Source organism: Maribacter sp. TH_r10 (assembly GCF_033101095.1).
GTDB classification, from domain to species: Bacteria; Bacteroidota; Bacteroidia; order Flavobacteriales; family Flavobacteriaceae; genus Maribacter_A; species Maribacter_A luteus.
On sequence record NZ_JAWMPY010000002.1, the window covers coordinates 257,355 to 276,029 of the forward strand.

Here is an 18,675-nt window from a genome sequence, read left to right on the forward strand (position 1 = left end):
AATTAGAGGCAAAATATTAAATAATTTAACAAAAACCTAAAATTAAGTTAAAATCAAAAGAGTAGGTTGAGGCCTCTTTCATGAACGTAGCCTTCAATTGCCATAAAACAAATAAACCACTCCGATTTGGAGTGGTTTATACTTCAGGATAGTTCCGAAGATCAATCTGAATTAGTCAAAGGTGTAACCGTTATCTGCAGCGATTTTATCGGCAATTTGTGTTTTTAAAGCCACTACATTAGGGTTATTGGTATATTTTGTAAAACGTTTAAGTCCCATTAACATCATACGTTGCTCATCACCTTCAGCAAAGGAAATAATGGCTTCCTTACCTTTGGATATAGCTGTCTCTATAGCATTGTACAAATATAGTTTCGACATGGCAATTTGAATGGTCTGGCTTTCCTCACCAAAACGTTTTGCATTTTTCTCCGTTCTTAGGATAGTCGATTCCGCCATATATATTTGAATTAGGATATCAGCGGCCGACATCATTAATTGCTGATGGTTTTCCAGTTCGGTACCGTATTTTTGAACGGCACTACCGGCGACCATTAGAAAGACTTTTTTCATTTTGGCGATCATATCCTTTTCCTCTGCGAAAAGGGCAGAAAAGTCAGGCGTATCGAATGAAGGGATCCCCATTAATTCCTCACCTACCTTTGTTGCGGGTCCAAGGAGATCTACATGGCCTTTCATAGCCTTTTTAACTAGCATTCCTACTGCCAACATTCGGTTTATTTCATTGGTGCCTTCGTAGATTCGGGCGATACGGGCATCTCTCCATGCTTTCTCCATAGGAGCGTCAGCACTGAATCCCATTCCACCGAAAATCTGTATGCCTTCGTCGGTCGTGCTCTGAACGTGTTCTGATACCGCAACCTTTAAGATAGAACATTCGATGGCATATTCCTCAACACCTTTCAATTCGGCCTCTTGATGGGAGTTACCTGCGGCTTCCCGCATGGCTATCCTATCCTCGATGTTCTTGGCAGCACGATAACTGGCCGATTCCCCGGCATAAGTATTTATCGCCATTTCGGCAATCTTGGCTTTAATGGCCCCAAAATTAATAATCGGGGTTTTGAATTGTTTTCGTTCATTGGCGTACTTCACAGATTCCCCAATGATACGTCGTTGGGCATCCAAACAAGCGGCTGCCAATTTTATTCGACCAACATTCAAGGCATTCATAGCGATCTTGAAGCCATTTCCACGTTCAGAAAGCATATTCCCAACAGGCACTTTGGTCTCGTTAAAGAACACTTGACGGGTAGAGGAGGAGTGGATTCCCAATTTCTTTTCCTCATCACCTAAAGAGATTCCATTTTCAGGATCATTTTCTACTATAAATCCGGTAATGTACTTATCGTCTTCAATACGTGCAAAAACGATGAACATATTGCAAAATCCGGCATTTGATATCCACATTTTCTGTCCGGTTATGGAATAATATTTTCCATCATCGGAAAGAACCGCTTTGGTCTTACCTGAATTGGCATCAGATCCAGCTCCAGGTTCTGTGAGGCAATATGCCCCGAACCATTCTCCAGAAGCCAATTTCGGTACGTATTTTTGTTTTTGTTCTTCTGTACCGTACAAGGTTATCGGCATGGTTCCAATTCCTGTATGGGCACCGAAAGCCGTACTGAATGAACCGGTTGCACCTGAGATATAATCACAAACCAACATAGTAGACACGAACCCCATTCCCATACCACCATATGATTCTGGTACAGCTACGGATAAAAGTCCAAGTTCACCTGCTTTACGCATACATTCTTCGGTATATCCATAGTCTTTCTTTTCAAAACGTTCCCAATGGGCCCAAAGTTCACGATCAACAAATTCCTTAGTGCTGTCGCGCATCATTCGTTGCTCTTCCGATAGGTCTTCCAACGTGAAAACATCCTCACATTGGGTTTCTATTACCAGGAATTGACCTCCTCTTAAAATCTCTTTTTCAGGTTTAATTGTGCTCATAGTTTTTTAGATTTAAGAATCAAGAGTCAAGAATTAGGACGTTATTGAAGTCCAACTTGAAATCCTGAAATCATTTTTTGTAATTCTTGAATTTTATTTTCTAGTTTTTCAAATCTTTTCTTATCGATATATTTTAATCGATAGGCAACGATTAATTGTGTTTCCCATTCATATGCAGACCCCAAGCTATCTTCAATAAATTTATTGAAATGTTTATTGGTCGATTTACTTGTTCCTTCTGCGATGTTCGAAGGTATAGATACTGCACAACGGGTTAATTGAGATATTAAATTGAACCTTTCAGAATCAGGAAAAGTTCCGACCATTTGATAGGTTTCATTCACGAGATCCATTCCGTTTTGCCAAATTTTAAGCTTCTTGAAATTATGCCTAATCATTTGTAAGGTATCTAAGGTCTTTTCTCTTGTTTCTACTTATGTCTAAGAAAGGAACTCATAGATTCCTGCAGCGCCTTGCCCCGTTCCGACGCACATGGTTACCATACCATATTTACCTTGCATGTTCCTTTTCCTCATTTCATCGAATAATTGAACGGATAACTTACCTCCGGTACATCCTAAAGGGTGCCCCAATGCAATTGCGCCACCATTCACATTGACGATTTCTTGGTTGAGGTCCAGCTCTCTCATTACGGCCAGGGATTGGGAAGCAAAGGCTTCGTTCAATTCTATTAATTCTATATCATTCTGTTTTAGTCCCGCTTGTTTCAAGGCTTTTGGAATGGCCTTTACAGGGCCAATTCCCATAATTCTGGGCTCAACCCCTGCAGCAGCATAATTAACCAATCGGGCTATGGGTTCCAAATTCAACTCTTTTACCATTTCCTCACTCATGACCAACACAAAAGCGGCACCATCACTCATTTGGGATGAATTACCTGCTGTTACACTACCTCCAGCAGCAAAAACCGGGCGTAATTTTGCCAAGGCCTCTTTACTTGTTCCTGCCCTTGGGCCTTCATCTTTGGTCACCGTATATTTCTTGGTTGCCTTTTTTCCATTTTCATCTAGATAAGTTTGTTCAACTTCTATTGGTGCGATTTGATCTTGAAAACGATTTTCAGCTTGTGCTTTCAATGCCTTCATATGGGAGTTATAAGCAAATTCATCTTGGTCTTCCCTGGACACTTTGAATTCATTGGCAACGGCCTCTGCTGTGTTTCCCATTCCCCAATAATAATCTTCATGCCCCGATTTTACCAAATCGTAATTAAGTTCGGTTTTATAACCTGTCATGGGTACGGAACTCATGCTTTCGGCACCACCGGCAATTATACAGTCGGCCATACCAGCCTGTATTTTAGCAGTAGCTATACCAATAGTTTCAATTCCGGAGGAACAAAATCGATTTACCGTGACACCTGGAACATCAACAATATCTAACCCCATTAAAGAAATGAGACGGGCCATGTTTAGTCCTTGAGAGCCTTCGGGCATTGCGTTGCCCACGATAACATCATCAATTCTTTTTTTATCGAAGTCAGGCAACTCCTTCATCATGTATTCGATGGTTTCCGCTGCAAGTTCATCGGTTCGTTTAAAACGAAATACACCTTTTGGTGCTTTGCCAACTGCGGTCCTATATGCTTTTACTATATATGCTTGTTTATTCATGGTTCTTATTGTTGTTTTAAAACAAGAGTCTAGAGCCTAGATATCTAGAAATTAGACTTTTTATTCTTTTAAATTATCTATAAATGCTCCAATCATTTTTTGAATTTGTAAAATTTTATCTTCCAATTCCGAGAATCTACTTTCCTCAATATATTTTTCATTGTACGATATGATTAATTGGGTTTCCCATTCAAAAGCCGATCCTAAACTGTTTTCAAGGTACTTTTTAAAATGTCTATTCGTACTTTTACTTGAGCCCTCAGAGATATTCGATGGGATTGAAACTGCACATCTATTCATTTGACTGGTGAGATTGTATCTTTCTGATTCAGGAAATGTCTTTGTCATTTGATAGCTTTCAGCAACGAGTTTAATACTTTCTTGCCAAATTGTCAATTTTTTGAAATTATGCCTTCCCATCGGTCTAGTCTCTAGATTCTTATCATCTCGTTATCTGTATTTAATTTCTTAATGGTTTCCCGGTCTTCAACATGTGTTGAATTCTTTCCAAAGTCTTACGTTCTGTACATAAACTCAAGAAAGCTTCCCGTTCAATATCAAGTAAATATTGTTCACTCACCAAAGTAGGTTCAGAAAGGTCACCGCCCGCCATCACATAGGCCAGTTTGTTGGCTATTTTCTGGTCGTGCTCACTTATATAGTGGCTTGCTTCCATTGCATCGGTTCCGACAAGGAACATTCCCAAGGCTTGTTTTCCAAGTACTTTGATGTCTTTTCGTTTCACAGGTTTAGTGTATCCTGTTTCTGCCATTAATTTTGCATAAGCCTTGGCAGTGGCAATTTGTCTATCCTTATTTACGACAACAATATCCTTTCCTTTTTGTAGAATACCCAAATCAAAAGCTTCATAGGCGGAAGTTGATACTTTTGCCATGCCTATTGTTAAGAAATATTCTTGAAGTACATTAAGTTCTACATCATTTTTCTTAAAGGTATCAGAAGCCCTGACTGCAAATTCCTTAGAACCACCGCCACCGGGAATAACACCTACTCCAAACTCGACCAATCCGATATAAGTTTCAGCTGCCGCAACCACTTTGTCAGCATGCATGGATAGCTCACACCCGCCTCCCAAGGTCATTCCATGTGGGGCCGATATGGTAGGGATAGATGAATAACGCATACGCATCATCGTATCCTGGAACATTTTAATTGCCATATTGAGTTCATCATATTCTTGCTCAACGGCCATCATGAATATCATTCCTATATTGGCGCCTACCGAGAAGTTGGCACCTTGGTTACCAACAACCAATCCTTGGAAATCTTTTTCGGCCAAATCGATCGCTTTGTTCAAGCCGGCCAATACATCTCCCCCTATGGTGTTCATTTTGGATTGGAATTCCAGGTTCAAAATACCATCACCAAGGTCCTCAATGACCACACCGCTGTTCTTGAACACTTCATTCGATTTTCGAATGTTGTCCAAAATGATAAACGCATCCTGTCCCGGTACTTTTGTCATGGACTTAGAAGGAATATCATAAAAATAGGTGGCTCCTTCCTTAACGGAATAGAAAGATTCTATGCCAGCAGCTACCATTTCAGTAACCCAGGCAGCAGGTTTTTCACCTTCTGCATTCATGATTTCAAGTCCCTTTTTAAGTCCGATCGCATCCCAAATCTGGAAAGGTCCGTGTTCCCAGCCAAAACCGGCTTTCATGGCATCGTCGATTTTATATAGCTCGTCTGATATTTCGGGAATCCTGTGGGACACGTAAGCGAACAAAGCTGCAAAACTTTTCCTGTAAAATTCGCCGGCCTTGTCCTTACCTCCGACAAGTACCTTAAAACGATCAACGACCTTATCGATGGTCTTCGTTAATTCCAACGTGGCGAATTTTGCACTTTTTTTGGATCGGTAGTCCATACTGTCCAGATCCAACGTCAATATTTCACTCTTACCATCTTTACCCTTTACTTTCTTATAAAAACCTTGGCCTGTTTTACTTCCCAACCATTTGTTTTCCATCATGGTATTGATGAAATCAGGTAATTTAAAGAGGTCATGCTTTTCATCTTTGGGGCAGTTTTCATAGATACCATTGGCCACATGAACCAAGGTATCGAGACCTACCACATCTACGGTACGGAAAGTGGCCGATTTAGGTCTGCCGATCACAGGACCGGTCAACTTATCGACCTCTTCAACGGTCATACCCATATCCTTAACGGTATGGAAAAGGCTTTGAATACTGAAAATTCCTATACGGTTACCTATAAAAGCAGGGGTATCTTTGGCGACTACGGAAGTTTTACCTAAAAACTTCTCACCATATCCATTTAAGAACTCTAAAACTTCAGGGGATGTTTTTGGTCCAGGTATGATTTCGAACAATTTCAAATAACGGGCAGGGTTGAAGAAATGGGTGCCACAGAAATGTTCTTGAAAATCATCACTGCGTCCTTCGGACATGAACTTGATGGGGATCCCAGAGGTGTTTGATGTGATCAATGTTCCTGGTTTCCTGTACTTTTCAAGGTTTTCGAATACTTTTTTCTTAATGTCCAGACGTTCTACCACAACCTCAATGATCCAATCTACATCGGCCACCTTGGCAATATCATCCTCTAAATTACCGGTAGTAATCCTTGAGGCGAATTTCTGATGGTAAATAGGTGAGGGTTTCGATTTTAAGGCGGTCGTCAACGAATTGTTCACTAATCGGTTACGAACTACCTTATCTTCTAAGGTTAGACCTTTTGCCTTTTCTTTCTCATCGAGTTCACGGGGAACGATATCTAGCAATAATACTTTGACCCCGATATTGGCGAAATGGCATGCAATACCACTTCCCATTATTCCAGAACCTATTACGGCTACTTTTTTAATATGCTTGTTCATGTAGTTAAAGCTGAATTAATTTATTTTAGTTTTTTGTGTATATAGTTTTTTCCGCGATAAGCTTATTTATGGTTTCCATGACTTCGAAAAAGGAATCTAGTTTATCATCGGAAACATTAGCCCGTACAACTTCGTTGAATTTCAATACCACATTTTTAGAATCCCTTCTTTTCTCAAGCCCAAAATCGGTAAGGTGTATCAGTACACCCCTGCCATCTTTTGGGTTAGGCTTTCTAAGGATCAACCCCTTGTCTTCCATGCTTTTTAAGATTCTGGAAAGACTCGTTGCTTCCATTCCCATTTTCGGCCCAAGTGCCGTAGATGGAGTTCCGGTTTTAGGGTCTATACTTAATAATGTAAACCCTACTGCCATTGTTGAATCAAAAGTTTTGGCCCTTTCGTTATACATTCTTGCCACTGCTTGCCATGTGGCTCTCAATGCATAATCAATCGTTACTTCTTTCATATTCTACATATTGGCTGTCACCAAATATATAAAAAAATACTATGCATGCATAATAAATTGAAATAAAAAAAAGAACCTATGTTATTTTTTAAGAATGGTTTAAGCTGGGTTGGTCGGTTATGAAGGGCTATTAATGGCCATAAATATCATTGTACAAATCAATATATTTATTTTTTACGATTTTCCTGCGAAGTTTTAGGGTAGGGGTTAAGTGCCCATCTTCGATACTCCAGACATCTGGTGTCATCCGAAATTGTTTCACTTTTTCCCATTTCGCGAAATCTTCATTGGCCTTGTCAATTTCTTCTTGAAAACGGGCTATGACCTTGTGGTCCATAATAAGATCTTTGTTGTCCGTAAATTTCCTGTAGTGTCTAGATGCCCAATCGTGCAAGAATTCAAAATTTGGCTGTATAATGGCTGCAGGCATTTTTTCACCTTCACCGACTACCATGATCTGTTCTATAAAGAGTGATTGTTTAAACCTATTTTCCAAAAGTTGGGGGGCAACATATTTACCTCCCGAGGTTTTGAACATTTCTTTCTTCCTATCCGTGATTTTAAGGAAACCGTCACTATCCAATTCCCCAATATCACCGGTATGGAAATAACCGTCTTTCAATACCTGATTTGTTCGTTCCGGATCTTTGTAATACCCAAGCATTACTTGGGGCCCTTTGATACAGATTTCCCCATCTTCGGCTATTTTAACATCTGTATTTGCCAAGGGCTTGCCAACAGAACCAATTCTGAACCCGTGATTACGCATATCGTTTACCGAAATTACGGGAGAGGTTTCAGTTAAACCATAACCTTCCATGACCCCCATCTCGGCGGCATTGAAAATACGGGCCAACCTAGGTTGTAAGGCAGCACTACCAGAGGCTATTAATTTAAGATTGCCACCCAATGCTTCTTTCCACTTACTGAAGATCAGCTTACGGGCCAATGCCAATTTCTTTTCATATAACCATCCGTTTTGGCCATAAGGTTCGTATCGAAGGCCAACATTTACGGCCCAGAAGAATATGGATCTTTTAACCCCCGTTAAATCGGATCCTTTTGCGATGATCTTGTCATATACCTTTTCCAAAAGCCTAGGCACGGCTGTCATTATATCGGGTTTCACCTCTTTCAAGTATTCACTTATTTTGTCTATAGGGGCAAAATATATACTAACACTCCGGTATTGGTACAGATACATCAGCATTCGCTCATAGATATGGCAAACAGGAAGAAAACTCATTGCGACGGCATTCCCGTCATTAATGGGTAGGCGCTCTGAACTTTGAATGGCATTGCTGACTACATTGTGGTGGGTAAGCATAACCCCTTTTGGTTTTCCGGTAGTTCCGGAAGTATAGATCAAAGTAGCAAGGTCATGTGGCTTTACCGCGTCTTTAAGTTTTTCTACTTCTTCCTGGTTACTTGTGTCAGCTCCTTTTTCCAAGACGACATCCCAATTTGTGCAATTGCTGATTTGGTCAAAGGAAAACACCTCTTTTACAGTCTCCAGTTTTGATTTTACAGAGAGGATTTTTTCATAAACCTCGGAACAGGAAACAAAACAATATTTCGCTTCTGAATGATTGAGGATATAAAGGTAATCTTCCTCGGAAATTGTAGGGTAAATGGGGACGTTCTGCGCACCTATTTGTAATACACCGATATCCATTATATTCCATTCCGTTCTATTGGTCATGGAAATTATGGCAATCTTATCGTTGGGTTTTACGCCCATTCGTACCAATGCCCTACTAATGGCATTTGCCTTATCAACATATTCTTGCGTAGAAGTGCTTACCCACTCACCATCATATTTAGTGACGAGGGCATTTTCTAGGTTGAATTTTTCAAGTTGGTAATAAGGAAAGTCAAATAATCTGGTAATCTCTCGCATATTTTTATTCTCAAACAATATTGCAAATTAGGAAAAGCAAATGGTATTTTAAAATAAGATTGATAAAATAATTGGTGGTAATCTACGAATACTTCATTTTATTCGATTCAATTACTTCTGAAATTATCGATTTGGCATTCATTATCATAAGATGTTGAATGATTGAACTCCTTCATATATTGCTGTTTAGATATTGACAGGTGTTGTTAGGCTAAGTTTTTGTTGGAAAAATAAAAAATTGAATAATTTCATATCAAATTCAAAAAAAATATTTCTATGAGTAGGTTTTTTATGTGCTGTTTAATGGTTTTTACGCTGGTTTCCTGTACAGAAAAGAAGGATAAAATACCTGTTTACGCATGGACCGGTGGTCCCGGCCAAGCGACCGATCAAGAGTTGAGAACTGAATTTGAAGATTTAAAGGATAAAGGGATTGACGGACTCATGTACAATGGTGGTCATAATCCTGAAACATATAAAAGGGTAGGTGCACTGGTAAAAGAAGCCGGTATGGAATTCCACACATGGATACCTACAATGGTGCAAGGGGAAAATCCTAAAATAGATACGAGTCTTTATGCGGTAAATAGAAAAGGTGAATCCGCTTTTGAAAAACCGGCTTATGTGGATCATTACAAGTTTCTGTGTCCCAATAAAGAAGGAACGTATGATTTTTTGGCAGATTTATATGGAAGTATAGCTGCCGTAGATGAGGTAGACGGTATTCATCTCGATTTCATACGTTTTCCCGATGTAATTCTCGCTAGAGGACTTTGGGAGAAATATGGATTGGTCATGGATCAAGAATTCCCTGAATACGACTATTGCTATTGTGGTCAATGTACTTCTGACTTTAAGGAGAAATACGGTATCGATATCAAAGAAGTTGAAGATCCTTCCCAAGTGCAGGAGTGGAAACAGTTTAGGTATGATTTGATCACCAACTTGGTCGGTAGGCTATCCAAGGTAGTACACGGTAAAGGAAAGGTTATCAATGCGGCTGTATTTCCCGGTCCGTCTATAGCAAAGAAATTAGTACGCCAAGAATGGGATAAATGGGATTTGGATGCTGTTTATCCTATGAATTACAATGATTTCTATTTAGAAGGTCCAGAGTGGTTGGCACCGATCACCAAAGAAGAAGTGGCGGCCGTTAATGGGGAAAAACCAATTTATAGTGGACTCTTCATCTGTCCAAAGCCAGAAAATAAGACAAATGAAAAAGATCCCGAAAACCATGGCTTATTACCTTCAGAGATAGGAACGGCCATTAAGGGTTCTATGGAAAACGGTGCTACGGGTATTTGTTTATTTACCCCAGGGAGGATGACACCAGAACATTGGGAAGCTTTTGAAGAGGCCATTTATAAGGACTATTCAAAAAAAGAAGATAATAATTAGTTGTTTGAGTTATGTTGAGTTAGAAAAAAAGGAGCCATGTTTTTTTGGCTCCTTTTTTATTTTGTTCAATACGAATAAACTATCAATTGTGTTCCTCAACCCATTTTCGGGCGTTGATAAAGGCTTTGATCCATGGTGAAACTTGGTCGTTATTACGTTCTGGGTAGTAGGCCCAGTTCCAAGGGAATATCGATCGTTCTATATGGGGCATAGTTACCAAATGCCTGCCGGTTTTATCACATAACATAGCTGTATTGTAACTACTTCCATTGGGATTGGAAGGGTAACCTTCATAACCATATTTGGCGACTATATCATAACTGTCCTCTGCATATGGTAAATTGAATTTGCCTTCACCGTGCGATATCCAAACCCCTAATGTGGTACCTTCCAAATCGGATAACATTACCGAATTGTTCGATTGTACCATAACTGAAGTGAAACTACTTTCGTGTTTATGGGAATCGTTGTGCAACATTCTACCATGTTCTTCATGATCGGGATTAATAAGATCCAATTCCATGAACAATTGACAACCGTTACATATGCCAACGGATAGTGTGTCGGGTCTTGCAAAGAAATTCCTTAAGGCAGTATTTGCCTTTTCATTATATTTAAATGCACCGGCCCATCCTTTGGCACTACCTAAAACATCGGAGTTGGAAAAACCACCAACGGCGCCAATGAATTGAATATCTTCCAAAGTCTCACGACCGGAAATCAAATCGGTCATATGAACATCCTTAACATCAAAACCAGCTAAATACATGGCGTTGGCCATTTCGCGTTCAGAGTTACTTCCTTTTTCACGAAGAATAGCGGCTTTTGGCCTGGATTTACCAATTTTGGGCAATTTTCCATCAAAATCCTTGGGGAAAGAATAGGTCAAAGGTTGGTTTTTAAAGTTTTCAAACCTTTCTTCGGCAAGATTGTTCGCTGTTTGTTTTTGATCTAGCAGATATGAAGTTTTATACCATGTGTCCCTTAATGAATGAACATTCAGTCCCATTTCAACTCCGTTGTTCAGAATATTCAGTCTTGGTTTGTTTGTGACTTTCCCGATTTTTTTGACATCGATATTTACGTTCTTTAATAGGTCTTCAATGGTATCGTCCTTGGATTGGAAAACAATCCCGGAATTTTCGGAGAATAGCAGTTTGATGGTGTCTTCCTCATTCAGGGCCGATAGGTTCAGGTCGGCACCTAAATTCACATTGGCAAAACACATTTCAAGTAAGGTGGTTATCAGACCGCCTGAAGCAACATCATGTCCCGCAAGTATTTGTCCGTCCCGTATCAATTGTTGTATTGCATTGAAAACCGTTTTTACGTATTCCGTATCAACAACGTTCGGTGTTTCGTTTCCAATTTTGTTACGAACTTGTGCGAATGAGGAGCCGCCGAGTTTATAGTCGTCCTTTGATAGGTTGATATAATAAACAGATCCGCCATTTTTCTGTAAAACAGGCTCTATTACCTTTGAAATGTCATCACAGTGGCCGGCTGCTGAAATAATTACGGTTCCGGGAGAAATAACATCCCCGTCTTTGTATTTCTGTTTCATTGAGAGTGAATCCTTTCCTGTAGGGACATTGATTCCCAAACCAATGGCAAATTCAGATACGGCTTGTACTGCTTCGTACAAACGGGCGTCTTCACCTTCATTTTTACATGGCCACATCCAATTTGCGGATAATGAGATGGATTTTAACCCATCTTTCAATGGAGCCCATATGATATTGGTCAACGATTCGGCAATACTGTTTCTGCTTCCGGCAACGGGGTCGATCAATCCTGAAATAGGGGAGTGGCCAATAGAGGTGGCAATACCTTCCTTACCTTTAAAATCCAAGGCCATTACCCCACAATTGTTGAGGGGGAGTTGTAGTGGGCCTGCGCATTGCTGTTTGGCGACACGACCACCTACGCAGCGATCCACCTTGTTCGTTAGCCAGTCTTTACAGGCTACGGCTTCTAATTGTAGCACTTGTTCCAAATACTCATGAAAATGTTCCAAGGAGTATTCGGGATTTTGATATTTTCTATCAACGGTTATGTCGTTCATTATCGTTTTTGGGGAGCTACCGAACATGTCTTCCAAATCAAGGTCCATGGGTTTTGCTCCGGTCTTGCTCGATTCGAATGTGAATTTATCGTCACCTGTTACATCACCTACTTCGTACATGGGTGAGCGTTCACGATCGGCGATCCGGTGTAGAAGGTCTACATCCTTTTTACCAATGACGAGTCCCATCCTTTCTTGGGATTCATTGCCGATGATCTCTTTCGCCGATAAAGTCGGGTCTCCAACTGGCAATGCGTCTAAATCGATTTTACCACCGGTATCCTCAACCAGTTCGGATAAACAGTTAAGATGTCCGCCTGCTCCATGGTCATGGATTGAAACTATTGGGTTTTCATCACTTTCCACCATGCCACGAACCGCATTGGCGGCCCTTTTCTGCATCTCTGGGTTAGAACGCTGAACGGCATTCAGTTCAATGGCCGAGCTGAACTCTCCAGTGTCCGCGCTGGAAACAGCGGCACCACCCATTCCTATTCTATAGTTGTCCCCACCCAAGATTACTATTTTATCGCCGGTATTGGGAGTGTCCTTCAAGGCTTGTTCCGCCTTTCCGTAACCAATTCCACCAGCTTGCATAATGACTTTGTCAAAGCCTAACCTACGGGCTTCCTCGGTATGCTCAAAAGTAAGTACGGAACCTACGATCAATGGTTGGCCGAATTTGTTTCCAAAATCGGAAGCCCCATTTGAAGCCTTTATAAGGATATCCATTGGGGTTTGGTAAAGCCATTCCCTTTCTGGCATGGCCTTTTCCCATGGGCGATTTTCTTCAAGTCGCGAATATGATGTCATATAAACGGCGGTACCTGCCAATGGCAAGGAGCCTTTACCACCGGCCAAACGATCACGTATTTCCCCTCCTGACCCTGTGGCCGCACCATTAAAAGGTTCAACGGTTGTGGGGAAATTATGGGTCTCGGCTTTTAAGGAGATAACCGATTCAAATTCTTTTTCTTGATAGAAATCGGGCTTGTCGGCACTTTTCGGAGCAAACTGTATGGCTTTGGGGCCTTTTACAAAGGCTACGTTGTCTTTATAGGCTGAAACTATATCGTTCGGATTTTCTTGTGAGGTTTTCTTTATGAGCTTAAAGAGTGAGGAAGGCTTTTCTTCCCCGTCTATTTTAAAGGTGCCATTGAATATTTTATGACGACAATGTTCTGAATTCACTTGACTGAATCCAAATACTTCGGAATCGGTAAACTTGCGCCCTATTTTTTTGGATAATCGATCAAGGTATTTAACTTCCTCGTCACTCAACGACAAGCCTTCCTGTTCGTTATAAGAAGCAATATCGGCGATTTCCTTAATGGGTTCGGGAACAACATCGATCTTAAATATTTCCTGTGTCAAGGAATTGAATTTTTGGGAAAGCATTGGGTCAAAATCGGTGAAATCAGCATTTACTGTTTCAAATTCTTCGATTCGGATAATACCTTCAATTCCCATATTCTGGGTAATTTCTGTTGCATTCGTGCTCCATGGGGTAATCATGGCAGCCCTAGGGCCAACAAAAAAGGCGTCGAGAGACGCCATGTTTATCTTAGGTTGGTTACCGAATAACCATGTGAGTTTGTTTGTGTCTTCCTGAGAAAGTTCTTGAGCTGTTTGTACGGCAAAAACTTTTGTGGCTACATTCCCGAAAAAGTGAATCATTTATTGTGTCTAGTGTTGATTTTTAAAATACAAAATTAAGGTTTTAGACGCTATGTTTTACGGATATCGAAAACACTTTTAAACAGTAGTTGTTAATGAAATCAGTAGTTATTGTTCCCCTTTGGTTAATGTCCAAAAAATAGACTATTTTTATTTTTTACTAAGTATGATAATTAGATTTTTATAATAAAATATATTAAAGTATGTTTATTAAACTTGGTATGATAATGTTTATTTCAATTTTTTTTAATAAAGGAGAATTATAATGGCCAAGAATAAGTTGGATACCCAGGCACTTGAATATTGTATTGAGATGATTGGTGGAAAGTGGAAGCCTATAATTCTCTTTCACATTTCAAAAGGAACAAATCGATTCAGTAAACTCATTCTGGCTATTGAAGGAATTAATAGGCAAATGCTCAGTAAGCAATTAAAATCACTCGAAAAGTCCGGTGTGATTGACCGAACACTTTATCCTGAGATTCCACCAAGGGTAGAATATGTATTGACCCCGAAGGGAAGATCACTTTTACCGGTAGTGCAATCAATGAATAGATGGGGAAAGAAGCAATATGCCGTAAATACTGAAACTTCCGGACCTCCGAATAACCAACAGTTACCCTTATTCTAATGTAGGGCCTACCAAGGTGCTTCTAATTTACAGAAAAAAAGCCTATCGGTTCTTATAGACTGATAGGCTTTAATTTTTATTGTTTTTTTAGTTACTTCTTTCCAAGAGTGCCATGTAAAAACCATCAAAGCCGGTCTTCGAAGCATATATCTTGTTTTCTTTGGCCAAGGTGAATTCCTTACCTTCTTCCGAGGCAAGGAAAGATAGTACTTGTTCGGAATTTTCTTGTGGTAGTATGGAACAGGTTGCATATACCATTTTACCTCTCGGTTTTACCATTTTACTATAACTTCTAAGAATTTCTTGTTGCGTTTTAGTGATTTTTTCTAGAAAATCAGGTTGTAGTTTCCATTTGGCATCAGGATTTCTACGCAATACACCAAGTCCGGTACATGGGGCATCTATAAGAACACGGTCTGCACTATTGTACAGTTTTTTAATGACCTTGGTAGACTCGATGGTCCTTGGCTCTATATTGTGGGCGCCATTTCTACGGGCTCTTCTTTTTAATTCTTTTAATTTGTTGCCATAAATGTCCAAAGCGATCAATTGTCCCTTGTTTTCCATCAAAGCGGCCAAATGTAGGGTTTTGCCCCCTGCACCTGCGCAAGTATCGATTACCCGTTGACCGGGTTTTACATCCAAAAATTCCGAGACCAGTTGGGAGGAGGCATCCTGAACCTCAAAGAACCCATCTTTAAAGGATTTTGTAGTAAAAACATTGGCTCTTTCGATTAGTTGTAAGGCAGAAGCATATCCTTTTATCGGTTCGGCCACAATACCATCATCAAGTAATGCCTTTCGTAGTTTTTCTTTTGTGGTTTTTAAGGTGTTCACCCTTAAGATAACACTAGCTTGTTGGTTTAATGCTGCAATTTCCTTGGACCATAACTTATCGCCTAAGGCTTTTTCTCCCAATTCATCTAACCAATCGGGAATGGATTCTTTAAACTTCCTTATTTTGGAAAGTTCATCGAATTTGCCTTTGATCCTTCGTGTAGGCACCGGTTCCAATTGTTTCCAATCTGGCAGTTCTATTCCTTTTAAGACTGCCCAAACGGCGAACATCCTAAAAAGATTCGCCCTGCTATATGGGGCCTTGACCTCGGCTATTTCGGCATACAGACGTTTCCAACGAACAATATCATAGGTTGTTTCTGCGATAAACCCTCTATCGCGAGAGCCCCAACGTTTATCCCTTTTCAATGTTTTTTCTACAACCTTATCAGCATATTCACCATCGTTAAAGATATTTCCAAGGGCATCTACAACTGCAAAAACTAAATTCCTATGAAGCTTCATAATTAAAAAATATGGCAGCAAAGGTATCGTTTTGGCTGCTATTCTGTCTATTTTTGAAAAAAATTATTGCTATGCGATATTGTATACCTATTCTTCTTCTCTTTATTATCATTGGCTGTGCCGATCAAAAAGAAACGAAACCCTTCGTTTCCGTACACGTAGAACCGCTTTTTGAAGACTCATTGAGTATTAGGGCCATTGAGCTTATGGATAACAGTTTGGCCTTTGGTGCGAATAAGGGTGTTTTCGGTAGTATAGATTTGAATACTAAACAGGTTCGTACCAATATGTTGAAGCAAGATTCCATACTTCCTGAATTTAGGGCTGTAGCCCATACGGCAACCGATTTTTTTATGCTATCGGTAGGTAGTCCTGCCTTATTATATAAAACCGGCGACAATGGAATGGAGTTGGTTTATAAGGAAGAGGGGGAAGGGGTTTTTTATGATGCCATGACCTTCTGGAACGATAATGAGGGTATTGCCATTGGTGATTCGGTAGATGGTTGTTTGTCAATTATTATTACGAGGGACGGCGGACTGTCATGGAATAAGATACCTTGTACAGAGTTACCTGGGGCAGTGGATGGGGAAGGGGCATTCGCGGCCAGTAATACCAATATCAAGACCATTGGTGAGAAAGCATGGGTGGCTACCACAAGTGGCCGTATTTATTTTTCAGGGGATAAGGGAAAGACCTGGGAGGTTTTTAAAACTCCTATTCAGAATAAGGAAGTTGCCCAAGGGATTTATTCTTTGGATTTTTATAATGAAAGCTTAGGGATTGCCATAGGTGGTGATTATACCAAGACAGAAGGGAATATTGCTAATAAGGCCATATCCTTGGATGGAGGTAAAAGCTGGAGCTTACTCGCTGACGGTCAGGAGCCAAATTACAAGAGTTGTGTTCGTTTTGTCCCCAATTCAGGCGGTAGTGGGATTGTTGCGGTAGGTTTTACAGGGATTTCATATAGTAGCAATAAAGGAGAAAACTGGTCAAAATTATCAGACGAATCTTTTTACACGGTGCGTTTTTTAAATGATTCCATTGCTTATGCCGCAGGTAAAGATAGAATTGCGAAATTGGTTTTTAAAACAAAATAGAGGCCAATTGGCCCCTATTTATTGAATTCGAAATCAAAATATGTAAAATACTATCGCTGGCCGTTGGTCTTTTTTTGGCGGTACTGTTTTAACAAGTGTCGCTTAAACCCGTTCTCTGATTTTAATAATAGGAAGGTTTTTTTGGCGGAAATCACTTTACGTATATCTTTTAAAAACTGCTTGTTCACCTTGTTCTTTTCATCTTCCAAGATTATCAAATCTTCCAACAGGGAATTCACTTCTTGATCCGAAAGGGTTTCCATGTCGTTTGTCTTGCCATAGATTAGGTTTCGTTCCTTATTCCTAAAGGCATCCATTTTATCCTGATAGGTATTGTAAATGGGCCAAAAAGCCTCAGCTTCAGTAGGAGTGAATTCCAATTGTTCGGTAAGGTATGCGACTTTGAGTGTCCTTATTTTGCTCTTATCCGGTTTGCGCTGCCCAAAAATGAATGTTGTGGTGAATAGCATCAACATTACAATAGCTATGTTTTTATAGTTATTCATTATCCAATAAATTTAATTCTTCAATATTATCAATATCATCATCCAGGTAATCGATGATGTTTTCTTCATTAAACTGATACTCTAGGATATCGGCAACTTCAAGGTCATCAACAGGGATCACTTCTGCTATTTCATAAGTGGAAAACCCAAAATCGGTTTGATCAAAATATTCTTCGATATCTGCCTTGGCCAAACTTTCAAAAGTAGGTTCAGACGATTGGTTATATTGTAATGCGATTGTCAAGAGGATAGCTGCGGCAACTGATGCAGCGGCATAATACAGGTTATTGCGCCATGGTTTCAGTGTAATCACTTTTTTCTCTTCCTCTTCTAGTTTTTCTATGATATTTGAGTGCAGACCATCAAAATAATTGTCAGGTATTTTGAATCCGTCAGAATTAGAATTAGGCAACATCCGGGCCTCCTGATCACCTTCGGAAGTAGAAATACGTTCCATAAGCTTATCGGTAAATCCATCGAGGTAACCTTCTGGGATTTTAAAGTCTTTATGATTGTTTGCCTTTTTCATTTCTATACTTTGACTGTCAATTGTTTAAAAGGTTTAATCTTCCTTTAGAAATTTCTCAAGTTTCTTAATCGCCAAGTGATAAGAAGCCTTTAACGCACCAACAGAAGTCTGCAAAACCGCTGAAATTTCTTCATATTTCATTTCTTGGTAATACTTCATATTGAATACCAACTTCTGTTTTTCAGGAAGACTGGCGATGGCCTTTTGAAGTTTGAGCTGTATTTCATCCCCGTCAAAATAAACATCGGCCTGTAGGTTGGCAACCATTCTATCTTGTAGTTCAGTATCCGAGATGCCTTGGTTCTTTGATTGTTTTTTTAAAAACGAAAGGGCTTCATTGGTGGCAATACGGTACATCCAAGAGTATAATTGGCTTTCCCCTTTAAAACCGTTGATATTCTTATAGACCTTTATAAACGTATTTTGCAAGACATCATCCGTATCGTCATGGTTCAACACGATTCTTCGAATATGCCAATAGAGGCGTTCTTTGTAAGTGTTGACCAACACTTCAAAGGCCTTTGCTTGGGTCTTTTCTTGCCTTAACTTATCGACTAAAGTCTCCTCGGTAATCAAATTACAACTCTTAAGTTTTGGTATTGGACTAAAGTT

The 18,675-nt window shown here is 39.9% G+C and carries 15 protein-coding genes; 3 read left to right on the forward strand and 12 right to left on the reverse strand.

The annotated features are described in order from the left end of the window. Window positions 1-171: 171 nt before the first annotated feature. The 7 genes from R3X28_RS06415 to R3X28_RS06445 form a co-directional block, all read right to left on the reverse strand. Complete coding sequence (locus R3X28_RS06415; RefSeq protein WP_317663408.1) at window positions 172-1,983, reverse strand: acyl-CoA dehydrogenase family protein; 1,812 nt, start codon at window positions 1,981-1,983, stop codon at window positions 172-174. A gap of 41 nt (window positions 1,984-2,024) precedes the next feature. Then, entirely contained in the window at window positions 2,025-2,381 is a 357-nt protein-coding gene (locus R3X28_RS06420) for a four helix bundle protein (protein ID WP_317663410.1), read from the reverse strand. 42 nt (window positions 2,382-2,423) lie between these two features. Then, window positions 2,424-3,617: an acetyl-CoA C-acyltransferase gene (locus R3X28_RS06425; protein ID WP_317663412.1), complete on the reverse strand. Its 1,194-nt coding sequence runs from the start codon at window positions 3,615-3,617 to the stop codon at window positions 2,424-2,426. 60 nt (window positions 3,618-3,677) lie between these two features. Continuing rightward, window positions 3,678-4,037, reverse strand: coding sequence for a four helix bundle protein (locus R3X28_RS06430; RefSeq protein WP_317663414.1), 360 nt, complete (start codon window positions 4,035-4,037; stop codon window positions 3,678-3,680). A gap of 40 nt (window positions 4,038-4,077) precedes the next feature. Then, window positions 4,078-6,483, reverse strand: a complete 2,406-nt coding sequence (locus R3X28_RS06435) for a 3-hydroxyacyl-CoA dehydrogenase/enoyl-CoA hydratase family protein (RefSeq protein WP_317663416.1) — start codon at window positions 6,481-6,483, stop codon at window positions 4,078-4,080. Window positions 6,484-6,508: 25 nt separating this feature from the next. Continuing rightward, entirely contained in the window at window positions 6,509-6,949 is a 441-nt protein-coding gene (locus R3X28_RS06440) for a MarR family winged helix-turn-helix transcriptional regulator (RefSeq protein WP_154369634.1), read from the reverse strand. 130 nt (window positions 6,950-7,079) lie between these two features. After that, window positions 7,080-8,849 (reverse strand): AMP-dependent synthetase/ligase, encoded by a 1,770-nt coding sequence (locus tag R3X28_RS06445; protein WP_317663420.1) that lies wholly within the window; start codon window positions 8,847-8,849, stop codon window positions 7,080-7,082. 276 nt (window positions 8,850-9,125) lie between these two features. Here R3X28_RS06445 and R3X28_RS06450 point away from each other — a divergent pair, with 276 nt between their 5' ends. After that, window positions 9,126-10,250, forward strand: coding sequence for a hypothetical protein (locus R3X28_RS06450; protein WP_317663422.1), 1,125 nt, complete (start codon window positions 9,126-9,128; stop codon window positions 10,248-10,250). A gap of 82 nt (window positions 10,251-10,332) precedes the next feature. Here R3X28_RS06450 and purL read toward each other — a convergent pair whose 3' ends face one another. Next, window positions 10,333-13,992 carry a phosphoribosylformylglycinamidine synthase gene (gene purL / locus R3X28_RS06455; protein WP_317663424.1) on the reverse strand — a complete coding sequence of 1,220 codons (3,660 nt, stop codon included), beginning with the start codon at window positions 13,990-13,992 and terminating at the stop codon, window positions 10,333-10,335. A 265-nt stretch (window positions 13,993-14,257) separates the two neighbouring features. Between purL and R3X28_RS06460 the strand changes: the two genes are divergently transcribed. Next, window positions 14,258-14,623: a helix-turn-helix domain-containing protein gene (locus R3X28_RS06460; protein WP_317663426.1), complete on the forward strand. Its 366-nt coding sequence runs from the start codon at window positions 14,258-14,260 to the stop codon at window positions 14,621-14,623. Window positions 14,624-14,710: 87 nt separating this feature from the next. Here the strand turns inward: R3X28_RS06460 and R3X28_RS06465 are convergent, their stop codons facing one another. After that, the gene (locus R3X28_RS06465) at window positions 14,711-15,925 is read right to left on the reverse strand and encodes an RsmB/NOP family class I SAM-dependent RNA methyltransferase (RefSeq protein WP_317663428.1); all 1,215 of its coding nucleotides are present in this window, start codon (window positions 15,923-15,925) and stop codon (window positions 14,711-14,713) included. A 71-nt stretch (window positions 15,926-15,996) separates the two neighbouring features. Here R3X28_RS06465 and R3X28_RS06470 point away from each other — a divergent pair, with 71 nt between their 5' ends. Continuing rightward, complete coding sequence (locus R3X28_RS06470; RefSeq protein ID WP_317663430.1) at window positions 15,997-17,028, forward strand: oxidoreductase; 1,032 nt, start codon at window positions 15,997-15,999, stop codon at window positions 17,026-17,028. Between the two features lie 50 nt (window positions 17,029-17,078). Here the strand turns inward: R3X28_RS06470 and R3X28_RS06475 are convergent, their stop codons facing one another. From R3X28_RS06475 to R3X28_RS06485, 3 genes are read right to left on the reverse strand one after another with little or no spacing between them, the layout of a single operon-like run. Continuing rightward, a complete protein-coding gene (locus tag R3X28_RS06475) occupies window positions 17,079-17,534 on the reverse strand; it encodes a hypothetical protein (RefSeq protein ID WP_317663432.1) in 456 nt (151 codons plus the stop codon). Then, window positions 17,527-18,063 (reverse strand): hypothetical protein, encoded by a 537-nt coding sequence (locus R3X28_RS06480; protein WP_317663434.1) that lies wholly within the window; start codon window positions 18,061-18,063, stop codon window positions 17,527-17,529. The genes R3X28_RS06475 and R3X28_RS06480 overlap by 8 nt, the downstream gene beginning before the upstream one ends. A 33-nt stretch (window positions 18,064-18,096) precedes the next feature. Then, window positions 18,097-18,639: an RNA polymerase sigma factor gene (locus tag R3X28_RS06485; protein ID WP_317663436.1), complete on the reverse strand. Its 543-nt coding sequence runs from the start codon at window positions 18,637-18,639 to the stop codon at window positions 18,097-18,099. Window positions 18,640-18,675 lie beyond the last annotated feature (36 nt).

Bases quoted from the DNA above. Each gene is read 5' to 3' on its own strand.
- R3X28_RS06415 (WP_317663408.1), bottom strand. From the start codon at position 1,983: ATGAGCACAATTAAACCTGAAAAAGAGATTTTAAGAGGAGGTCAATTC.
- R3X28_RS06420 (WP_317663410.1), bottom strand. From the start codon at position 2,381: ATGATTAGGCATAATTTCAAGAAGCTTAAAATTTGGCAAAACGGAATG.
- R3X28_RS06425 (WP_317663412.1), bottom strand. From the start codon at position 3,617: ATGAATAAACAAGCATATATAGTAAAAGCATATAGGACCGCAGTTGGC.
- R3X28_RS06430 (WP_317663414.1), bottom strand. From the start codon at position 4,037: ATGGGAAGGCATAATTTCAAAAAATTGACAATTTGGCAAGAAAGTATT.
- R3X28_RS06435 (WP_317663416.1), bottom strand. From the start codon at position 6,483: ATGAACAAGCATATTAAAAAAGTAGCCGTAATAGGTTCTGGAATAATG.
- R3X28_RS06440 (WP_154369634.1), bottom strand. From the start codon at position 6,949: ATGAAAGAAGTAACGATTGATTATGCATTGAGAGCCACATGGCAAGCA.
- R3X28_RS06445 (WP_317663420.1), bottom strand. From the start codon at position 8,849: ATGCGAGAGATTACCAGATTATTTGACTTTCCTTATTACCAACTTGAA.
- R3X28_RS06450 (WP_317663422.1), top strand. From the start codon at position 9,126: ATGAGTAGGTTTTTTATGTGCTGTTTAATGGTTTTTACGCTGGTTTCC.
- purL (WP_317663424.1), bottom strand. From the start codon at position 13,992: ATGATTCACTTTTTCGGGAATGTAGCCACAAAAGTTTTTGCCGTACAA.
- R3X28_RS06460 (WP_317663426.1), top strand. From the start codon at position 14,258: ATGGCCAAGAATAAGTTGGATACCCAGGCACTTGAATATTGTATTGAG.
- R3X28_RS06465 (WP_317663428.1), bottom strand. From the start codon at position 15,925: ATGAAGCTTCATAGGAATTTAGTTTTTGCAGTTGTAGATGCCCTTGGA.
- R3X28_RS06470 (WP_317663430.1), top strand. From the start codon at position 15,997: ATGCGATATTGTATACCTATTCTTCTTCTCTTTATTATCATTGGCTGT.
- R3X28_RS06475 (WP_317663432.1), bottom strand. From the start codon at position 17,534: ATGAATAACTATAAAAACATAGCTATTGTAATGTTGATGCTATTCACC.
- R3X28_RS06480 (WP_317663434.1), bottom strand. From the start codon at position 18,063: ATGAAAAAGGCAAACAATCATAAAGACTTTAAAATCCCAGAAGGTTAC.